Raw genomic sequence first — 19,162 nt, forward strand, 5'->3', positions numbered from 1 at the left:
CTTTTGCTTACTTTTCTTTGCGCTGGGCGGCAATCCGATTTCAAAGAAAAGTGAGTCGCCCGAGGGGGCGAAACCCGAACTATCTGAACACCGCAGCGGCGTCCAGAAAGCCAAACAAACACACAAACTTGCCAGTCCGGTGTCAAGACCACGACAGACTGAACTCCCCATGATTCCGCAAAGAAAAAAGCGCAGCCGAAGCTGCGCTCTGTGTTCTCACCGTCTGCCACTCAGCGGCTGGCCAGATTGCTCAGTACTCGAGGGCTGGCCAACTCACCGGCAATTGCCAGCAAGCCAACGGCACCAGCGATCCAGTACCAATGCAGCACCGGATCGAACAGCAGCCAACCCAGGGCGTGCAGGAATACCACCAGAATCAGCACCGGGCTGACGTAACGCACCATGAACAGCCACAAGGCATAACCGGCCGGCGGCAGATTCAGCTCGTCACGCATGATCTCGCTGCGCAGCGCATAGCCGGCCAGCACCACCATGAAGATGCCACCCAGCGGCATCATCCAGCGCGAGGTCAGGTAGTCCAGCCAGTCGAAGAAGTTCTTGCCCAACGGCGTCCAGCCCGCCATCAGGTTGAACGAGAGCATCGCCAGCAGGCTGATCACCAGCAGCACCGCACCAGAGGCCATGGCCGCACGCAGCCGGCTGATGCCGTGTTTCTCGTTCAGGTAGGCGACCGTGGCTTCGATCATGGAGATGGCCGAAGTGAGCGCGGCGATCGACACCATGGCGAAGAACAGCACGCCGAACGCGGTGCCGAAGGGCATCTGCTGGAAGGCCAGCGGCAGGCTCATGAAGATCAGCCCCGGGCCGGCGCTGGGGCTCATGCCGTTGGCGAAGATGATCGGGAAGATCGCCAGGCCCGCCAGCAACGCCACCAGGGTATCGCAGATGGCCACCATGAAGGTGGTGCGGGCGATGGACTGGCCATCGGGAATGTAGGAGCCATAGGTGAGGATGGCACCGGAAGCCAGGCTGAGGGTGAAGAACGCATGGCCCAACGCCGCCAGCAGCGCCTCGCCGGTGATCTTCGAGGCGTCGAAGTGAAAGAGGAAGGCGAAACCGGCATCGAAGCTGCCACTGCTCAGGGCATAACCGACCAGCGCCACGAGCATCAGGGCCAGGCCGGGCATCATCCAGCGCACCGCGTTTTCGATGCCCTTCTGCACACCCTTGGCGACGATCCATAGGGTCAGCAGCGCCACCAGCACGCTCCAGCCACCGAGCTGCCAGGGGTTGGCGTTATGCGCCTCGAACACCCCACCGAGCGCTTCCACGCTGGTGGCGGCCAGGGAGCCATCGAGCATCTTCCAGGTGTAAGCGAAGGCCCAGCCGGCGACGACCACATAGAAGCACAGGATCATGAAACCGGCGAGCATGGCCATGCCGCCCACTGCCTTCCACGCCGGGTTGCCGTCGTTCTCATGCACCACGCGGCCGATGGCGTCGATGGGGCTGCCGCGACCACGGCGGCCGACGGCGATCTCGGTCATCATCACCGGAATACCGATGGCCAGGATGCACGCCAGGTACATCAGCACGAAGGCGCCGCCACCGTACTCGCCAGTGATATAGGGGAATTTCCAGATATTGCCCAGACCAACGGCCGAGCCGGTTGCAGCGAGGATGAAGCCCCAGCGCGAGAGCCAGAGGTTCTTGGGTTTTTCACGGGTCATGCGTCACCTGTTTGTTTTTATCTGTGACGGAATCGAACCCGCCGCGCTCGTGGCGCAGCGGAATGCAAGGCTTGGATGAAAGCCGGGGGTGTCACTGGGCGTCGGCTTGCACCTCCGGCGCGGCCAGTCGGAAGGCCTCCAGGGGTTCACAGCGCGCCGCCATGGCGACGATGCGTGGGTACGCGGCAAGGTCACAGTTAAAACGCCGCGCATTATACAGTTGCGGAATCAAGCAGGCTTCCAGATATCCAGGTCGCTGACCAAGCGACAGGCGCCCGTCGAACGCGGCCAGCCCCTCCTCCACTGCCGCCAGGCCAAGCGCGACCCAATGGCGATACCAGGCGCTCTTCGCCTCGTCGCTGGCGCCCAGTTCGCTGGCCAGGTATTGCAGCACGCGTAGGTTGTTCAGCGGGTGCACGTCGCAGGCAATATGCAGCGCCAGCGCCCGCACCTGCGCGCGCTCGGCCGGGTCGGCGGGCAAAAGCGCAGGCTCCGGGAAGATTTCTTCCAGGTATTCGAGGATCGCCAGTGACTGGGCGATGCGCACGCCGCCATTCGCCTCGTCCACCAGCAGCGGCAGCAGACCCTGCGGGTTCAGCGCACGGTACTCGGCCTTGTGCTGCTGCCCGCCATCCTTGACCAGGTGCACCGGCACCTGCTCATAGGCCAGGCCCTTGAGGTTCAAGGCGATACGCACCCGGTAGGCGGCGCTGGAGCGCCAGTAGCCATAGAGCTTCAACATGAGGCTGCGCCTCCAGGGGCAAGCTGCAAGCGACAAGCCGCAAGCAAAAGCCTGCCGGCACACCGCTTGCGGCTTGTGGCTTGCAGCTTATGGCTCATAGCGTTCCACCACCTGATCGATGGCGCCGAAAATGCTCTGCCCGGCCGCGTCGAACATCTCGATACGCACCCGGTCGCCGAACTTGAGGAACGGCGTCTGCGCTTCGCCCTGCTCGACGATTTCCAGCATGCGTTTCTCCGCCAGGCAGGAGGAGCCGGCACTGCGGTCGTAGTTGGACACAGTGCCCGATCCGATGATGGTGCCGGCGCCCAGCGGCCGGGTCTTGGCCGCATGGGCCACCAGGGTGGGAAAGTTGAAGGTCATGTCCACGCCGGCATCCGGCTGGCCGAACAGCGCGCCGTTGATATGCGACACCAGTGGCCGGTGCACCTTGCCATCCTTCCAGCTTTCACCCAGCTCGTCCGGGGTGATGGCGACCGGCGAGAAGCTCGACGACGGCTTGCTCTGGTAGAAGCCGAAACCCTTGGCCAGCTCGCCGGGGATCAGGTTACGCAGCGACACATCATTGACCAGCATCAGCAGGCGGATATGCCCGGCGGCCTCGGCTGGCGTGGCGCCCATGGGCACGTCGTCGGTGATCACCGCCAGCTCGGCCTCCAGGTCAATGCCCCAGGCCTCGTCGGCCAGGCGGATCGGTGCGTGCGGCGGGATAAAGGCATCGGCACCGCCCTGGTACATCAGCGGGTCATGCCAGAAGGACTCGGGCATCTCGGCGCCACGGGCCTTGCGCACCAGCTCGACATGATTGACGTAGGCGCTGCCATCGGCCCAGTGATAGGCACGCGGCAAGGGGCTGTGGCAGGCCGTCTGGTCGAAAGCGAAGGCGTCATCGAGCAGACCGTCGTTGAGGCGCTGGTAGACCGCCTCCAGTTTCGGCCGAGTAACGGCCCACTCGTCCAGCGCGGCCTGCAGGGTGGCGGCGATCTGCGGTACGCGCACGGCGCGGCTCAGGTCGCGGGACACGACGATCAGCACGCCATCGCGGCCTTGATTCAGTGATGCGAGTTTCATGGTTCCTACCTATTCGTCTGTTCGGGTGCGGGCTGTTCTCCCCTCTCCCACTTGTGGGAGAGGGGCCGGGGGAGAGGGTGTGCTGTCAGCCCCTTCTCCCTAACCCTCTCCCCGAGGGGAGAGGGGACGATTGGTACTCGCTCTTAAGCTTGTGTACCCGGCGCGCGCCAGGAGTTGACGTACTCGGCCACGTCCACAGACGCGGCGGCATCGCTCACCTCCAGGGCACGGCGGGTGTCGATCATCACCGCCACCTCGTCGATGAAGGTGGCCGGATCCTCCTGGCTCTTCTTCAGTGCCTTGGGGTGCGGCCCATGGGGGAAGCCGCAGGGATGCAGGGTGACCATGCCCTGCTCGATGTTGTCGCGGCTGAAGAAATTGCCACGGTGGTAGAACAGCACTTCGTCGTAGTCGTCGTTGTTGTGGAAGAACGGTACCTTGAGCGCGCCGGGGTCGGATTCCACCGGGCGCGGGGTGAAGGTGCAGACCACGAAGCCGTTGGCGACGAAGGTGGTGTGCACCGACGGCGGCAGGTGGTAGCGGTGGCTGACCAGCGGGCGAATGTCGCGCCAGTTCAGGCGCACCACGGTGTTGTCGCCGTGCCAGCCGACCACGTCCAGCGGGTTGTAGGGGTAGGTCACAGTGCTGATCTGGCCGCGCCGCTTGATGCGGATCTGCCAGGTGTTCTCGTCCTGCTGCGCCTTGAAGGCGTCATCGATATGCGGATGCTCCAGCACCGCCAGATCGAAGATCGCCTGCGGGCCGAGCAGGCCCTTTTCCGGCAACTGGTAGGCACCATCGGTGTTTTCGATCAGCAGAAAATAGCTCGGCGTGCTGGCTTCGATACGCCAGGCAGTGCCACGCGGAACCAGCAGGTAGTCGCCGTCGCGATACTCCAGATGGCCGAAGTCGCAGTAGAAGTGCCCACTGCCTTCATGCACGAACAGCAGCTCGTCGCCATCGGCATTGCGCACCAGATGACGCATGGCGCCGTGGGTGCGCCACACGCGCAGCTTGACGTCGGCATTGTGCAGGGTAAGCGGCGCCGCCAGCGGGCAGTCGCGCTCGCTGGGGATGGCGTTGAAGTTGAAGGCATGCGGACGCAGCGGGCCTTGCCAGTCGATCCAGCCGGTAGGCGGGTGCTTGTGGTGCAGGTGCGCGGTGGGGCCGAAGAAGCCCTCACGGCCCATCTCGCGCTCGTAGGTGCCCTGCGGCAGGTCGCAATGGGCCTGACGCGAACATTCGCCTTCACGCAGGGGGAAGCGGATCCATTGACGGCTCATGGCGTCACTCCTCAGCCTTGATCACACCGCGACGTAGCTGGTCTTCCTCGATCGACTCGAACAGGGCCTTGAAGTTGCCCTCACCGAAGCCCTGGTTGCCCTTGCGCTGGATGATCTCGAAGAAGATCGGGCCGATCACCGTGTTGGTGAAGATCTGCAGCAGGATGCCGTCATCCCCCGGCGCGCCATCGATCAGCAGGTTCAGCTCACGCAGTTGCTCCAGCGGCTCGCCATGGCCGGCGACACGGCTGTCGACCTTCTCGTAGTAGGTATCCGGGGTGCTCATGAAGTCCACGCCATTGGCGCGCAGTTGGCGCACGGTGGCGTAGATGTCGTCGGTGCTCAGGGCGATGTGCTGAATGCCCTCGCCGTGGTATTCGCGGATGAATTCCTCGATCTGCGACTTGTCATCGGCGGACTCGTTGATCGGAATGCGGATCTTGCCGCAGGGCGCGGTCATGGCGCGGGAGAACAGGCCGGTGAGTTTGCCTTCGATGTCGAAGTAACGGATCTCGCGGAAGTTGGCGATGCGCTCGTAGAAGCCGGACCAGACGTCCATCTGCCCGCGGCGCACGTTGTGGGTCAGGTGGTCGATGCACTGCAGGCCGACGGCGTTGTCGTTGGGGCTGCGGCCTTCGATGTACTCGAAGTCGACGTCGTAGATGCTCTTGTCGCCGTAACGGTCGACCAGATACAGCAGCGAGCCGCCGATGCCCTCGACGCAGGGGATGTTCAGCTCGCCGAAGTTGGCATGGCTGCCCACCAGCGTGGCGCCCTGTTGCTCGACGTAAGCGGCGGCTTGGGCCGCATTCTTCACGCGGAAGGCCATGGCGCAGGCGCTGGGGCCGTGTTTTTCGCCGAAGGCACGCACATGGCCGCTGGGGCTGCCGTTGAGCACGATGTTGATGTCGTTCTGCTGGAACAGCCACACCTCTTTCGAGCGGTGCTTGGCGGTTTCGGTGAAGCCCATGGCGGTGAACAACTGGCGCAGTTGCTCGATACCCTTGGCGCTCGGCGCGGTAAATTCGACGAACTCGAACCCATCGGTGCCGATGGGGTTGTGCTGTTCGATCTTGGCCACGGCGTTCATTCTGCCTCCTGATTGTCATTGTTATGGCAAGCGCACGAATGCGTTGCGGACAACCTCATGACAACCGAGCGCAGAGCCGCTCTCAAGATGGGGTGCGACACCTGGGCGCAGGGATTCGCGGCAGAAGTGGCAAATTTTCCTTACACATCCTGCAAGGCCAAGCGCTTGGCATGCAAAACCCTGGCAATCGTAAATATTTCCTTACACCCTGGTTGATAGCCTTGCCACTTGCTCTCACACCGAGCGCTGAAAACCGTAGGCACGCTCTACCTTGGCCACACGGGTGGTAAAGGCGGCATACCATTCGCCCCGCCCGCGTTCGCGCACGGCGCTGTGCTCGGCATGCTCGCGCCAGGCGCGGATGGCCTCCTCGCTCTGCCAATAGGACAGGGTGATGCCCAGGCCGTCGCTGCGCGCCGACTCCACACCGAGAAAGCCCGGCTGCTGCGCGGCCAGCTCGAGCATGCGCTGCGCCGCCTCGGCGTAGCCGGCATCGACCTCGGTGCGTAGCGAGGTGAAGATCACCACGTAGTAAGGCGGCTGCGGCGTCGCGGCGATCATGCCACCGCGTCCTGCTGCGACTCGTGCACCGACTGCACCGCGCAAGCGCCAACCAGACCGGCGACCAACGGCGGCAAGCGCCCTTGCAGAGCAGCGCGTTCGGGCTGGAACAGGGTGGCGATGAAGAACGGATGCTCCTCCAGCTCGATGGCCCGCACGGCACCCGCCTCATCATGCCCGGAAGCCCTCAGTGCCTGGGCCATCAGCGGCTCGACGAAGGCATCGTCGAGACCATAACGGCACAGGTACTGCTCGCTGATCTCGCGCACCCCGTACAGCTCGGCGATGCGCGAGCCCGATAGCAGATGCACGCGTTCGATGACATCCTGCAGGGCACAGGCCAGCGGCGCGATCAGTGGAGTCTGTGCCTGTGGTGACAGCTCTGCGTGCTCGGCATCCGCCCAGCCCAGACGATTGCGCGCATATTCCAGCAGTGCGAGCTGGAAGCCGGCACAGGTGCCGAGAAATGGCACGCCCTGCTCACGGGCGAAGCGGATGGCGCGCAACGCGCCTTCGGTGGCGGCATAGGGGCTGCCCGGTACGCACCAGATGCCATCGTAGGCCAGCAAGGTCGCGTCATCGAGAATGCGCTCGGTGGCCAACCAGTCGTACTCGACCGCCACGCCCAGCGCCTCGCTGGCCAGTTGCAGGGCCTCGGGAATGGCCCGGTGCGCGGTGATCGACGGATTGTAGTCACCCACCAGGGCGACCTTGACTCGACATTTGCTGTACATGGTTGCTGGCCCTCTTGCATGGCGGTCTGCCTGGCACTATAAGATGGCGCTCACGCAATGATAATTGGCGAATAGGCAAGTAGAGCTTGCACTCATGCAATATCAGATCGACCACGCCGACCTTTCTCTGGTACTCGCCCTGGTGCGCGGTCGCTCCCTGGCGCGGGCCGCCGAACTGCTGCAGGTGGACGTTTCCACCGTGTTCCGCGCGGTGCGCCGCCTGGAGGCAGCGTTGGGGGTGGCCTTGTTCGAGAAGAGCCGGCGCGGCTACGAGCCCAGCGAAGCCGCACGTGCCCTGGCCGAGCAGGCCGAGCGTGCCGAACAGGCGCTGGAGGCTGCGCGCGTGGCCCTTGAGCTGGGCAAACAGGTGGTCAGCGGCACGGTGCGCCTGACCTGTACCGACGCAGTGTTGAGCAGCCTGCTGCTGCCGGCACTGGCGCGCTTTATGCCCAGCTACCCGGCATTGTCGCTGGAGCTGGTGACCTCCAACGACTTCGCCAACCTCAGCCGGCGTGACGCCGACCTCGCCCTGCGCCTGACCAACCAGCCGCCGGAGCATCTGGTCGGTCGGCGCCTGACCGGGGTGTCCTACCTGGTCTGCGCGCGCGACGACGGCCAGGATCGCAGCGACTTGGCACGGCAAAGTTGGATCGCCCCGGACGAATCGATGCCGGATCACGCCACGGTGCTCTGGCGCCAGCGCGAGATGCCGAGCGTCACCCCCAGTTACCGTTGCAGCAGCATGTACGCCGTGGCGCAACTGGCCCGCGCCGGGCTGGGCGTGGCCGCCCTCCCCGATTTCGTCCTGCGCGCGCACCCCGAACTCAAGGCTATCGGCTCACCCTTGGCCGGCTGCGACACCGAGCTGTGGCTGCTGACCCGCCCCGACTGCCGCGCGCTGCGCTCGGTGCAGACCTTGTTCGAGGAGTTGAGCGAAGCCTTGATGAGCCAGGACAGACCAGCCAGGTAGCCCCGATGCAATCCGGGAAATGGTGTGGCGAGTACTTCCCGGATTACATCCGGGCTACGCATCCAGAAGCATTTATCGCGGCGGTGCGCATAGCGCACCCTACCCCTGCTGCAGATGCCCGTAGAGCTTGGCGTACAGCCCACCTTCGGCGATCAGTTGCTGGTGGTCGCCATCTTCGGCAATGCTGCCGCCATCGAATACCAGCACCCGATCGGCCTGTTTCACCGCGCTCAGGCGGTGGGCGATGATCAGGGTGGTGCGCCCTTCGAGGAACTGCCCCAGGGCCTCATGCAGGGCGTACTCGGTAGCCGCGTCCAGCGCCGAGGTGGCCTCGTCGAGAATCACCACCTTGGGCTCGGCCAACACCATGCGGGCGATGGCCAGGCGCTGACGCTGGCCACCGGACAACCGCACGCCACTGCGCCCGACCACGCTATCGAGGCCCTGCGGCAGCAGCGCGATGGTGTCGTATAGCTGGGCGATGCGCAGCGCCTGCCAGCAGGCCTCGTCGCTGCGCTCGCGGCCCATGCACAGGTTGGCGCGCACCGTGTCGTTGAACAGTGCCGGGTGCTGCAACACCACCGCGACGTTGTCGCGCACGCGATCCAGGCCGATCTCCTCCTGGCTGCTGCCACCGAAGCGAATAACCCCAGCCTGCGCCGAGTACAGCCCCAGCAGCAACTGCACCAGGGTGCTCTTGCCGCCGCCGGAAGCGCCGACGATGGCCACCTTCTCGCCCGGTGCGATGGACAGGTCGAGGCGATCGAGCACCGGCTCGTCGTCATAGGCGAAGGTCAGCCCCTGAATCTCGATGCCCACGGTGTCGCGCCCCTTGAAGGGGTCGACGCGCCCGGCATACTGCGGCTCGTCCTGGCGCGCCAGCAGCTCGTTGATGCGCGTCAGCGCCCCAGCGGCAGCGTAGAAGGCGTACTGCAGGTTGAGCAGTTGCTCCACCGGGCCGATCATGAACCACAGGTAGCTGAACACCGCGAGCATCTGGCCGATGGACAGGTCGGAGAACAGTACGGTGAGCATGGCGGCGGCGCGGAACACGTCGATGCCGAACTGGAACAGCAGACCGCTGGCGCGGTTGGAGGCATCGCTTTTCCATTGCGAGGCCACGGCGTAGTCACGCACCTCTTGCGCACGCGTGCCGAGACGCCCGAGGAAATAGCCCTGACGATTGCTGGCGCGCACCTCCTGAATGGCATCGAGGGTTTCCGTCAATGCCTGGGTGAAGCGCCCGGTGCTGTCGTTCTCCAGCTTCTTCAGGTGCTTGACGCGCTTGCCCAGTTGCACGGTGGCGTAGATCACCAGCGGGTTGAACAGCAGGATCAGCAGCGCCAGCTTCCAGTGCATCCAGATGAGGATGGCCGAGGTGCCGACCAGCGTCAGCATGGCCACCAGGAAGCGGCTCAGGGTCTCGCCGACGAACTTGTCCAGGGTGTCCAGATCGGTGACCAGGTGAGTGGTCACGGTGCCGCCACCGAGACTTTCGTATTCACCGAGGGAAATGCGCTTGAGGCGCTCGATCAGGCGCATGCGAATGCGGTAGACGATGTCCTTCGACAGCCTGGCGAACAGGCGCGCCTGCAGCACGTTGAAGATCAGCGCCGAGCCGCGCAAGCAAAAGGTCAGCAGCAGCATCAAACCGATATAGCCAGCGGCCGTCTGCCAGTCGGCGGGCAGGAAATGATCCATCACCTTGAGCGCGGCGTTGCCGTCGTGCAGCAGCACCTCGTCCACCAGTAGTGGCAACAGCAAGGGAATCGGCACGCTGCACAGGGTGGCCAGCACGGCCACCAGATTGGCCAGTATCAGCGCTTTCTTGTGACGCAGGGCCAGGCGACGGACTTCTGCCCAGCTCAACCGATCAGGCATTGGCCGCACGCTCCAGCCAACGCCCCAGTAGCGGTGACAGCGCCTCGAGCGGCTGATAGCCGTTGGTCAGCAGCGCCAATTGCCCGTTCTGCTCGGCCAGCAGGGTGGGAAAGCCGGCGATGCCCAGGTCCTGCACCCAGGTGAAGTCCGCTGCCGTGGCCTCGTGCATGGCCTGGCTGTCGAAGGCCTCGGCGAACTCGATACGCGGAATGCCAGCCTGCTCGGCCAATTGCACCAGCACACTGGCCTGAGTGACATCCGCCCCTTCGGTGTAGAAGGCACGCTGGATGCGCTCGGCCAACGGCCAGGCACTACCGGCATCGAGGTTGCGCGCGGTCACCAGGGCGCGGCATGCCGGCTCGGTGTCGTAAACCAGGCCTTCGGGCAGGCCGCGCTCGAAGTCGAAAAGCTGCCCGGTGCTGGCGTTGACCGCCTGCCAATAGCCCAGATAGCGCACGCGGGCGGCGGCATCCACCGCCACCTGATCACGACGCAGGCCACCGGCGATCAAATGCAAGGGCACATCCTGCGCTGCCGCCTGCTCGGCCAGAGCCTTCAGCACCGGAGCGAAGCCCCAGCACCAGGAGCACATCGGATCCATCACGTAGAGCAGGCGGCTGGCCATGGTCACACCTCGTTCAGTTGGCGGGGGTCGCGGCCGATGGGATGCGGCTGATTGCGCGCACGGGCCAGTTCGATCTGCTTCTGCCGCTCACGGGCGCTCTCGCGGGTCTTCTCCGGCAGCGAATCCCAGCAGTGCGGGCAGCTCACGCCGGGGCTGTAGAACTCGGACTGGCGATCTTCCACGGAAATCGGATTGCGACAGGCATGGCATTGATCGTAGTCGCCTTCGGAGAGGTCGTGGCGCACGGTCACGCGGTTGTCGAAGACGAAGCAGTCGCCGCGCCACTTGGTCTGCTCCTGCGGCACTTCCTCCAAGTATTTGAGGATGCCGCCCTTGAGGTGATAGACCTCCTCGAAGCCCTCACCGAGCATGTAGCTGGAGGCCTTTTCGCAACGGATGCCGCCGGTGCAGAACATCGCCACCTTCTTGTGCTTGCTCGGGTCGAAGTGGGCCTTGATGTACTCGGGAAACTCGCGGAACGACTTGGTCCTGGGGTCGATGGCGCCCTCGAAGGTGCCGATGGCCACCTCGTAGTCGTTGCGCGTGTCGATCAACAGCACCTCGGGATCGCTGATCAGGGCATTCCAGTCCTGTGGCTCGACATAGGTGCCGACACGCTGGTTGGGGTCGACACCCGGCACGCCGAGGGTGACGATTTCCTTCTTCAGCTTGACCTTGGTGCGATAGAACGGCTGTTCATCGCAATAGGATTCCTTGTGGTCGATATCGGCCAGGCGCGCGTCCTGGCGGAACCAGGCGAGCAGCGCATCGATACCCGCACGGGTGCCGGAAACGGTGCCATTGATGCCCTCTTCGGCGAGCAGCAGGGTGCCCTTGATGCCGTTGTCGATGAGGGTTTGCAGCAGGGGCTCACGCAGCGCCTGATAGTCCGGCAGGGAGACGAACTTGTACAACGCCGCGACGACGATCTTGTCGGTCATGAATATTCTCTCAGTAGTCACCCACGTAAAGGGCGGACTGGTGGGGCATGAAAAACGCCGGCTTGAGCCGGCGCGGGGCGATTGTAACAAAGCGGCCAATCGCCGGGGTGAGTTGGCGACAAGCCGCGACAGCCTGTCACCTAGCCCGGATGCAATCCGGGACTTGGCGCCGAGTTTCCCCGGATTGCATCCGGGCTACATCAGTGGCCGCCGCGGCAGGTCGGCGAAGCCGGCGCCGCGCCCTGTGCCGCCCACTCCTCGGGGGTATAGGTGTGCAGCGCCAGAGCATGGATCTGGCTCATCAGCTCGCCCACCGTGGCATAGGCCTTCTGGTGGCGCTTGACCGCATTCAGACCCGCGAACAGCGGGCTGACGATCACCGCCTTGTAGTGGGTTTCCAGGCCGCGGCTGTGCATGTGGCTCTCGTCCAGCACCTGCAGGTGCTCGGGATGCAGCGCGGCCAGGGCCTGTTCGATCAGGGCTTGCTTGGACATCGTCACTCCGCGGGTTGCTTGATACCGAGATCTTTGCTCATGTCGGCCAGCAGCTTGTTCACCTCAGGCACGGCCGTCTCCAGCTTGCCCTGGGTGATCTGCGCCGATTGCGCGGTCAAAGCCGGCATCTTCTGCAGCACTTTCTGCCCCAGTGGCGACTGGTAGAAGGTGATCAGATCCTTGAGCTCCTGCTCGCTGAAGTTGCTGGTGTACAGCTTGATCATGTCCGGCTTCAGCTTGTCCCAGCCGACGGCCTTGTCCAGCGCGGCATTGGCCTTGGCCTGGTAGCTCTCCAGTACCGCCTTCTTGCCATCCGGGGCCTGGGCGAAACGCTGGGCGAACATCTGCTGCACCTGGGCATACACCGGCACGGTCAGCTTGTCGGCATGCGCCAGCTTGAGAAAACGCTCGGCATCGGCGGCATGGCTGGCCGCATCGGCCATGGCCAGGGACGAGCCGGCAGCGAGCAGGAAGGCGGCGCACAACTGGTGAAAACGGGGCATGAAAGGCTCCGACTGTGGTGAATGAGTCTGAATAGACTGTGGTGGCGGCATTTTGTGCCCAACTCGGTTTTCCCTCAAGCGATAAGGATTGTGAAACGGCGCACAGTGATTTCGTGCACTGGCGTACTCCATTGATCGATTGCCAAATTGCCAGCACTTGCCCATGCTCAAGTGATCTCGGCATGCTCGTTATCTACCCCAATGACTGCCATCTGGCAGTCACTTGCCGCCCCGCACACACATGGACGTGCTCGATGAACAGTTTCGCCACTCCCCTAGCCTTCACCCCCCAGCCCCTGTGCGATCGCAAGGGCCGCTTGCTGCCCGATGCCATCGGCCTCACACCGCGGCCTCAAGTGCATTGCGCGCTGCACGGCCATCCCGGGCGACGCAAGCGCTGGAACCACTGGTGCATCACCAATCCGCAGTGGATGCTCTCGCTGACCCTGGCCGACCTCGACTACATCGGCTATGGCGCCCTCTATTTCCTAGATATGGAAAGCGGCCTGGCGGTGGCCCACACCCAGTTGCGCCCCTTCGGCCTGGGCTGCCACCTGCCCGACCTGCCCCAGGAAAGCCACGTCTTTCTGCATTCACGCCTGCAACTACGCATCGACGAGCACCCCGGCCGCCTGCGCCTGACCGCCGCGGCGCCGGATATCGGCGGCCATGCCCTGCAAGTGGCGCTGGATATCCAGCGCCCGGCGCACCTGGAATCGCTCAATCTGGTCGCCCCGCTGGCCCATGGCGGCTTCCACGCCTGTAGCCGGCAGCTCGGCATGCCGACACTCGGCAGCGTGCAACTGGGGCAGCGTCACTATGCCTGCAGCCCAGGCCAGAGCTTCGCCGCTCTCGACTTTGGCCGTGGCGTCTGGCCCCTCAACAGTTACTGGCAGCGCGCCACCTTCGCGGCGCCGGGCGGTATCGCCGGCAACTTCGGCGCCGGCTGGCTGGACTACAGCGGCCTGTCGGAGAACGCCCTGTGGTTCGGCGGCGAGCTGTCGCCGCTGAGCAGTCCGTTGCATGTCAGCCAGTCAGCACACAACGCCCTGGCCCCCTGGCAGTTGCACAGCGACGATGACCGGGTGAATCTGAGCTTCACACCCCGTCAGTTGCACCGCGCCCATCCCAGATTCGGACCCTTCCATGCCGACACCCAGCAATGGTTCGGCGACTACCATGGTGTGTTGCGCGGCCCGCAAGGCGAGCGCGTACCGGTCGACGGTGCCCTGGGCTGGCTCGGCGAGACCCATGCCCGCTGGTGATATGCGCGTGGAACCAGTGCGCAACGGCGCGACCTAAACTGCCAGCAACCTTGCTACAGCCAGGAGATCGCCATGAGCCGCACCGAAACCGACAGCATCGGCCCCATCGAAGTCCCCAACGACGCCTACTGGGGCGCGCAGACCCAGCGCTCGCTGATCAACTTCGCCATCGGCGCCGAGCGCATGCCACTGGCCGTGCTGCACGCCCTGGCGCTGATCAAGAAGGCCGCCGCACGGGTCAACAGCCGCAGCGGTGAACTGCCCGCCGACATCGCCCGGCTGATCGAGCAGGCCGCCGACGAAGTGCTCGAAGGGCAGCATGACGCCCAGTTCCCCCTGGTGGTCTGGCAGACCGGCAGCGGCACGCAGAGCAACATGAACGTCAACGAGGTGATCGCCGGCCGCGCCAACGAGCTGGCCGGCGGCCAGCGCGGCGGCAAGAGCCCGGTGCACCCCAACGACCACGTCAACCGCGCACAGAGCTCCAACGACTGCTTCCCCACCGCCATGCACATCGCCGCCGCACAGGCTGTACGCCATTGCCTGCTGCCGGCGCTGGCGGAGCTGCGCGATGGCCTGCAGGAACAGGCGCAGCGCCATGCCAACCTGGTCAAGACCGGGCGCACCCACCTGATGGACGCCACACCGATCACCTTCGGCCAGGAGCTGTCCGCCTTCGTCGCCCAGCTCGGCCATGCCGAAGCGGCCATTCGCGCCGCCTTGCCGGCGGTCTGCGAGTTGGCCCAGGGTGGCACCGCCGTGGGCACCGGCCTCAATGCCCCGGCCGGTTTCGCCGAAGCCATCGCCGCCGAGCTGGCCGCCCTCACCGGCCTGCCGCTGACCAGCGCAGCGAACAAGTTCGCCGCACTGTCCGGTCACGAACCGCTGGTGCAGCTTTCCGGCGCCCTGAAGACCCTGGCCGTGGCCCTGATGAAACTGGCCAACGACCTGCGCCTGCTCGGCTCCGGGCCGCGTGCCGGCTTCGCCGAGGTGCGCCTGCCGGCCAACGAGCCGGGCAGCTCGATCATGCCCGGCAAGGTCAACCCGACCCAGTGCGAGGCGCTGTCGATGCTCGCCTGCCAGGTGCTGGGCAACGACGCCACCATCGGCTTCGCCGCCAGCCAGGGCCACCTGCAGCTCAACGTATTCAAGCCGGTGATCATCCATAACCTGCTGCAGTCGATCCGCCTGCTCGCCGATGGCTGCCGCAACTTCCAGCAGCACTGCGTGGCCGACCTGCAGCCGGACGCCGCGAAGATGGCCGCGCATCTGGAGAACGGCCTGATGCTGGTCACCGCGCTCAACCCGCACATCGGCTACGACAAGGCCGCGGAAATCGCCAAGAAGGCCTACGCCGAGGGCAGCACCCTGCGCCAGGCGGCCTTGCAGCTCGGCTACCTCAGCGAAGAAGAGTTCGACCAATGGGTACGACCACAGGACATGCTCGGAGCCGGGCGGCATGAGTGAGGGCAAGAGCGGCGCAACGCCGCTGGAGGGCGATGGCAAGCGCATTCTGCTGATTCTCGGCACACCCAAGCAGAACAGCCTGTGCCACGCCCTGGCCGAGGCCTACAGCCAGGGCGCGCGCAGCAAGGGCCATGTGGTGCGGCAACTGCGTCTGGGCGAGTTGCAGTTCGACCCGATCCTGCATGACGGCTACGCACAGAGCCAGCCCCTGGAGCCCGATCTGCTGGAGGCCCAGCGCCTGATCCACTGGGCCGAGCACCTGGTGTTCGTCTACCCGGTGTGGTGGGGTGGTGTGCCGGCCTTGCTCAAGGGCTTCTTCGACCGGGTATTCCTGCCTGGTTTCGCCTTCAAGTACCGCAACCGCTCGCAACTCTGGGACAAGCTGCTCAGTGGCCGCAGCGCCGACCTGCTGGTGACCTTGGACACCCCGCCCTGGTACTTCCGCTGGATCTACGGCGCCCCGGCGCACCGGCAAATGGTGCGCACCATTCTCGGTTTCTGCGGCATCAGGACGCGGCGCCTGGCTGAGTTCGCCCCAGTGCGCCCGGCCAGCGAGGAGCAGCGCCAGGCCTGGTTGCGCAAGGCCGAAGCGCTGGGCAGCAAGGCGTAGGCCGGATGCAATCCGGGAATGCTTCCTCGGACGGCCCCGGATTGCATCCGGGCTACAGCAGCAAACCGTCGCGGGCCAGGCTTACGCCTGCTGGCAGGGCGTCGGGATGCGCCAGCAGCCAGGCATCGAAACTATGACCGATATGGGTCAATACGGCCTGTTTCGGCTGCAAGCGCTGGATGATTTCCAGTGCGCGGGTCAGGTCGTTGTGGTTGCGCGGTGCCACCGGCTGCGGCGCGGTGGAGCAATCGAGCACCAGCAGATCCAGCGGCGCGCGTTCCAGTATCAGGCAACTGGCCTCGGGCACGCCGACCGTATCGGTGAGGTAGGCGATGCGCCTGCCCTCGCTCTCCAGCAGATAGCCGAAAGTCGGTTTGGAATGGTTCAGCGGCAATGCGGTGACGCTCAATTCGCCCAACTGGCGGCACTCGAAGGCGGCGAAGGGCTGGCTGAAATCGAGAATACCGGGGTGCTTGTACAGATCGGCCAGGCCTTCCGGGTCATCCGGGCCATGCACCGGAATCACAAGGCCCTGGCCCCAGCGCAGATGTAGCAGGCCCTGGGCATGGTCGGCGTGATAGTGGGTCTGCAGGATGCCGCTGAGGCTGTGCGGCGCGAAGCGCTCGGTCAGATCGCTCAGGCCGCTGTCGATCAGCCAGCGCTGTGCGCCACATTCGATCAGCGCGCAGCAGGGGCCACGGCGTCGCGCCGGTTGCGTGCGGGCCGCCGCGCAGGCCGGGCAGTCGCAGTTGTAAACGGGCACCTGGCGGGCATCGCCGGTGCCGAGCAGGGTCAGGCGCATTGACGATGCTCGTCGAGCAGGTGCAGCAGGCGGCTGAGGGTGTCCTCGAGGGGGCCGGAGTTGTCTAGAACGCAAAGGTGCTCCTGCGCGACAGTCGCCGCTGAAGCGCCTCCCACAGAAGCAAAGCTGCGGCTGCGCGCCAGGCGTGCCTCGATCTGTTCCGGGGTTTCCCGGCCACGGGCCAGCAAACGCTGGCGCAGTACCGCCTCGTCGACTTGCAGCACGATGGCCAGCAGCTTCGGGTAGCGCCGACGGGCGGCGTCGAGATGACCGCGCGAGCCATTGATCAATACATCCTGCCCGGCGTCCAGCCAGTCGTCGATCTCACGGGGGATACCGTAGGCCAGGCCGTTGGCCTGCCAGCTCAGGGCGAAGGCGCCCTCGCCCTCCAGGCGCTGGAATTCGGCCGGGGTCACCCCCACGGCATCCTCGCCCACCGCCTCGGGGCTGCGGGTGATCACCCGCCGGGCGAAACGGCAGCCACGCGCCTCCAGCGGCGCCCGCGCCGCCTGCAACAGGCTGTCCTTGCCCGAGCCCGAAGGCCCCATCAGATAGATCAACCTGCCCCGCATCAGAACACCCTTCGTGCTTGCCGCCACACCTGCTGAATCACCGGCTGCGCGCCATGCACCCTGGCCTGAACCAGGTCGGCACGCAGGCCGACGCGGATCTCGCCGCGATCATCCATACCGGCCGCCCTGGCCGGTGCGCGGCTCACGGTGGCGATGGCCGCTGGTAAATCATAGTCGTTGTCCTGGCCGGCGAGCAGCCAGGCAGCATGCAGCAGGCTGGCCGGGTAGTAATCGCTGGAGAGGATGTCCAGCACACCATACCGGGCCAGCTCGGCGGCGGCGATATTGCCCGAGTGCGAGCCGCCGCGCACAAGGTTCGGCGCGCCCATCAGCACCTTCAGGCCCAGCTCGTGGCTGGCTTGGGCGGCTTCCAGAGTAGTCGGGAATTCGGCGATGGCCATGCCGAAACCGGCCGACTCCTGTACGTGGGCCAGGGTCGCGTCGTCGTGGCTGGCCACCGATATGCCACGGGCGTGGCAGTCTTCGACTATGGCCTGGCGCTGGCGGTCGCTGTACTGGCGCGAGTTGGCGATCTGCTCCTGGATGAACACCTCCATCTCCGCCGGGCTCAGGTGGTACTTGCCCATGTAGTACTCGCGGTACTTCTCCAGCTTGGCGAACTGGCGCTGGCCGGGCGAGTGATCCATCACCGACACCAGCGCCACCAGCGGGTGCTCCACCAGGTCACGGTAAACGGCCAGGGCATCGGGGTGGCACAGCTCGCAGCGCAGGTGCAGGCGGTGCTCGGCGCGGGTCTGCCCGGCTGCCTCGCTGGCGGCGATGGCCTCGATCATGGCCGGCAGTTGCTGCATGCGCTTGCCGCGTGGGTTGATGTCACCGATGGCCAGCGCATCGAACACCGTGGTGATGCCGGCGGCGACGATCTGCGCATCATGGGTCAGCACCGCCGAGGCCGATGGCCAGTCCACACCCGGTCTGGGGCTCATGTGCTTTTCCAGGTTGTCGGTGTGCAGCTCCACCAGACCCGGCAGCAGGTAGTCGCCAGCGAGATCCTGAGCCTGCGGCAGACGGCTGGTGCCTTCATCCACCGCTGCGATCAGGCCATCGCGCAACAACAGGGTGCCAAGGAATTCACGCTCGGCGGTGACGATACGGGCATTGCCGAGAATCTGTTCAGACGACATAGACATACTCCGGTTGCGCTGCAAAAGCGCTCATGTCGAGGTAACGGTCGGCCACCGCCTCGCGGGCCGTACGATCGTGAAAAATGCCGATCAGCGCGCTGCCGGCCACCTTGGCCTCGTCGATCAGCTCCAGCACCACCTGGCGGTTGGCCTCGTCCAGCGAGGCGGTGGGCTCGTCGAGCAGCAGCACCGGCCACTCCACCATAAAGCCGCGGGCGATGTTGACGCGCTGTTGCTCGCCACCGGAGAAGGTGCCCGGCGCCAGTTGCCACAACGCCTCGGGAATGTTCAGCCGCGTCAGCAGCGCCTTGGCCCGTGCCTCGGCGTCGCTGCGCGGCCAGCCACGCGCCAGCGCCGGCTCCATCACCACGTCGAGAGTGGAGACGCGCGGGATCACCCGCAGGAACTGGCTGACATAACCCAGACTCTGCCGGCGCACCTCCAGTACACGACGCGGCTGGGCGCCGACCAGTTCCACCGGGCGCCCCTCATGCAGGATGCGGATGCTGCCGCTGCTGGCCAGGTAGTTGCCGTACAGCGTGCGCAGCAGGGTCGACTTGCCGGCACCGGACTGGCCGGCCAGCACCAGGCACTCACCGCCGCGCACGGCGAAGTTCAGGTCGCGCAGCACCTGCAGGACGACGCCGTTCTGTTGATGCAGGGTGAAGGTCTTGCTGAGGCCGCTGACCTCGATCAGGTTGTTCATTCGATCCTC

At 65.3% G+C, this 19,162-nt stretch carries 20 protein-coding genes; 4 read left to right on the forward strand and 16 right to left on the reverse strand.

Features of this window, described 5'->3' with window-relative positions:
• Positions 1-230 precede the first annotated feature (230 nt).
• From ACSVIK_RS23550 to ACSVIK_RS23580, 7 genes are all read right to left on the reverse strand, one after another.
• On the reverse strand, positions 231-1,691 hold the full coding sequence (locus tag ACSVIK_RS23550) for a sodium-dependent transporter (protein WP_442446571.1): 1,461 nt from the start codon (positions 1,689-1,691) through the stop codon (positions 231-233).
• Positions 1,692-1,782: 91 nt separating this feature from the next.
• Complete coding sequence (maiA, locus tag ACSVIK_RS23555; protein ID WP_442446572.1) at positions 1,783-2,433, reverse strand: maleylacetoacetate isomerase; 651 nt, start codon at positions 2,431-2,433, stop codon at positions 1,783-1,785.
• A gap of 87 nt (positions 2,434-2,520) precedes the next feature.
• Positions 2,521-3,504, reverse strand: coding sequence for a fumarylacetoacetate hydrolase family protein (locus tag ACSVIK_RS23560; RefSeq protein ID WP_442446573.1), 984 nt, complete (start codon positions 3,502-3,504; stop codon positions 2,521-2,523).
• Positions 3,505-3,647: 143 nt separating this feature from the next.
• The gene (locus ACSVIK_RS23565; protein ID WP_442446574.1) at positions 3,648-4,787 is read right to left on the reverse strand and encodes a homogentisate 1,2-dioxygenase; all 1,140 of its coding nucleotides are present in this window, start codon (positions 4,785-4,787) and stop codon (positions 3,648-3,650) included.
• Between the two features lie 4 nt (positions 4,788-4,791).
• The gene (gene hppD, locus ACSVIK_RS23570; protein ID WP_442446575.1) at positions 4,792-5,877 is read right to left on the reverse strand and encodes a 4-hydroxyphenylpyruvate dioxygenase; all 1,086 of its coding nucleotides are present in this window, start codon (positions 5,875-5,877) and stop codon (positions 4,792-4,794) included.
• 234 nt (positions 5,878-6,111) lie between these two features.
• Positions 6,112-6,438 carry an antibiotic biosynthesis monooxygenase family protein gene (locus ACSVIK_RS23575; RefSeq protein WP_442446576.1) on the reverse strand — a complete coding sequence of 109 codons (327 nt, stop codon included), beginning with the start codon at positions 6,436-6,438 and terminating at the stop codon, positions 6,112-6,114.
• Entirely contained in the window at positions 6,435-7,172 is a 738-nt protein-coding gene (locus tag ACSVIK_RS23580; RefSeq protein ID WP_442446577.1) for a CTP synthase C-terminal region-related (seleno)protein, read from the reverse strand. Before ACSVIK_RS23580 ends, ACSVIK_RS23575 begins: the two co-directional genes overlap by 4 nt.
• A 94-nt stretch (positions 7,173-7,266) precedes the next feature.
• On the opposite strand from ACSVIK_RS23580, the gene ACSVIK_RS23585 reads away from it, so the two are divergent.
• On the forward strand, positions 7,267-8,142 hold the full coding sequence (locus ACSVIK_RS23585) for a LysR family transcriptional regulator (RefSeq protein ID WP_442446578.1): 876 nt from the start codon (positions 7,267-7,269) through the stop codon (positions 8,140-8,142).
• Positions 8,143-8,241: 99 nt separating this feature from the next.
• Here the strand turns inward: ACSVIK_RS23585 and ACSVIK_RS23590 are convergent, their stop codons facing one another.
• From ACSVIK_RS23590 to ACSVIK_RS23610, 5 genes are all read right to left on the reverse strand, one after another.
• A complete protein-coding gene (locus tag ACSVIK_RS23590; RefSeq protein ID WP_442446579.1) occupies positions 8,242-10,023 on the reverse strand; it encodes an ABC transporter ATP-binding protein in 1,782 nt (593 codons plus the stop codon).
• Entirely contained in the window at positions 10,016-10,648 is a 633-nt protein-coding gene (locus ACSVIK_RS23595) for a DsbA family protein (RefSeq protein ID WP_442446580.1), read from the reverse strand. The genes ACSVIK_RS23590 and ACSVIK_RS23595 overlap by 8 nt, the downstream gene beginning before the upstream one ends.
• A gap of 2 nt (positions 10,649-10,650) precedes the next feature.
• Positions 10,651-11,589 carry an oxygen-dependent tRNA uridine(34) hydroxylase TrhO gene (gene trhO, locus ACSVIK_RS23600; protein WP_442446581.1) on the reverse strand — a complete coding sequence of 313 codons (939 nt, stop codon included), beginning with the start codon at positions 11,587-11,589 and terminating at the stop codon, positions 10,651-10,653.
• A gap of 200 nt (positions 11,590-11,789) precedes the next feature.
• The gene (locus ACSVIK_RS23605) at positions 11,790-12,083 is read right to left on the reverse strand and encodes a BolA family protein (RefSeq protein WP_442446582.1); all 294 of its coding nucleotides are present in this window, start codon (positions 12,081-12,083) and stop codon (positions 11,790-11,792) included.
• Between the two features lie 2 nt (positions 12,084-12,085).
• Positions 12,086-12,526, reverse strand: a complete 441-nt coding sequence (locus tag ACSVIK_RS23610) for a DUF2059 domain-containing protein (protein WP_442446607.1) — start codon at positions 12,524-12,526, stop codon at positions 12,086-12,088.
• Positions 12,527-12,840: 314 nt separating this feature from the next.
• On the opposite strand from ACSVIK_RS23610, the gene ACSVIK_RS23615 reads away from it, so the two are divergent.
• From ACSVIK_RS23615 to ACSVIK_RS23625, 3 genes are all read left to right on the forward strand, one after another.
• Entirely contained in the window at positions 12,841-13,851 is a 1,011-nt protein-coding gene (locus tag ACSVIK_RS23615; RefSeq protein WP_442446583.1) for a DUF2804 domain-containing protein, read from the forward strand.
• A 72-nt stretch (positions 13,852-13,923) separates the two neighbouring features.
• Positions 13,924-15,318 (forward strand): class II fumarate hydratase, encoded by a 1,395-nt coding sequence (locus ACSVIK_RS23620; protein ID WP_442446584.1) that lies wholly within the window; start codon positions 13,924-13,926, stop codon positions 15,316-15,318.
• The gene (locus ACSVIK_RS23625) at positions 15,311-15,928 is read left to right on the forward strand and encodes an NAD(P)H-dependent oxidoreductase (protein ID WP_442446585.1); all 618 of its coding nucleotides are present in this window, start codon (positions 15,311-15,313) and stop codon (positions 15,926-15,928) included. Before ACSVIK_RS23620 ends, ACSVIK_RS23625 begins: the two co-directional genes overlap by 8 nt.
• 52 nt (positions 15,929-15,980) lie before the next feature.
• Here the strand turns inward: ACSVIK_RS23625 and phnP are convergent, their stop codons facing one another.
• Genes phnP through phnL form a run of 4 tightly spaced genes read right to left on the reverse strand, consistent with a single transcriptional unit; the run spans position 15,981 to position 19,153 of the window.
• Positions 15,981-16,730 carry a phosphonate metabolism protein PhnP gene (gene phnP, locus ACSVIK_RS23630; protein ID WP_442446586.1) on the reverse strand — a complete coding sequence of 250 codons (750 nt, stop codon included), beginning with the start codon at positions 16,728-16,730 and terminating at the stop codon, positions 15,981-15,983.
• Positions 16,721-17,302 (reverse strand): phosphonate metabolism protein/1,5-bisphosphokinase (PRPP-forming) PhnN, encoded by a 582-nt coding sequence (gene phnN, locus ACSVIK_RS23635; protein WP_442446587.1) that lies wholly within the window; start codon positions 17,300-17,302, stop codon positions 16,721-16,723. The genes phnP and phnN overlap by 10 nt, the downstream gene beginning before the upstream one ends.
• The gene (locus ACSVIK_RS23640) at positions 17,302-18,447 is read right to left on the reverse strand and encodes an alpha-D-ribose 1-methylphosphonate 5-triphosphate diphosphatase (protein WP_442446588.1); all 1,146 of its coding nucleotides are present in this window, start codon (positions 18,445-18,447) and stop codon (positions 17,302-17,304) included. Before ACSVIK_RS23640 ends, phnN begins: the two co-directional genes overlap by 1 nt.
• Positions 18,437-19,153 carry a phosphonate C-P lyase system protein PhnL gene (phnL, locus tag ACSVIK_RS23645; protein WP_442446589.1) on the reverse strand — a complete coding sequence of 239 codons (717 nt, stop codon included), beginning with the start codon at positions 19,151-19,153 and terminating at the stop codon, positions 18,437-18,439. The genes ACSVIK_RS23640 and phnL overlap by 11 nt, the downstream gene beginning before the upstream one ends.
• Between the last annotated feature and the right edge of the window lie 9 nt (positions 19,154-19,162).

Origin of the sequence: Pseudomonas sp. NCHU5216 (assembly GCF_052156495.1) — a bacterium.
GTDB lineage: Bacteria > Pseudomonadota > Gammaproteobacteria > Pseudomonadales > Pseudomonadaceae > Aquipseudomonas.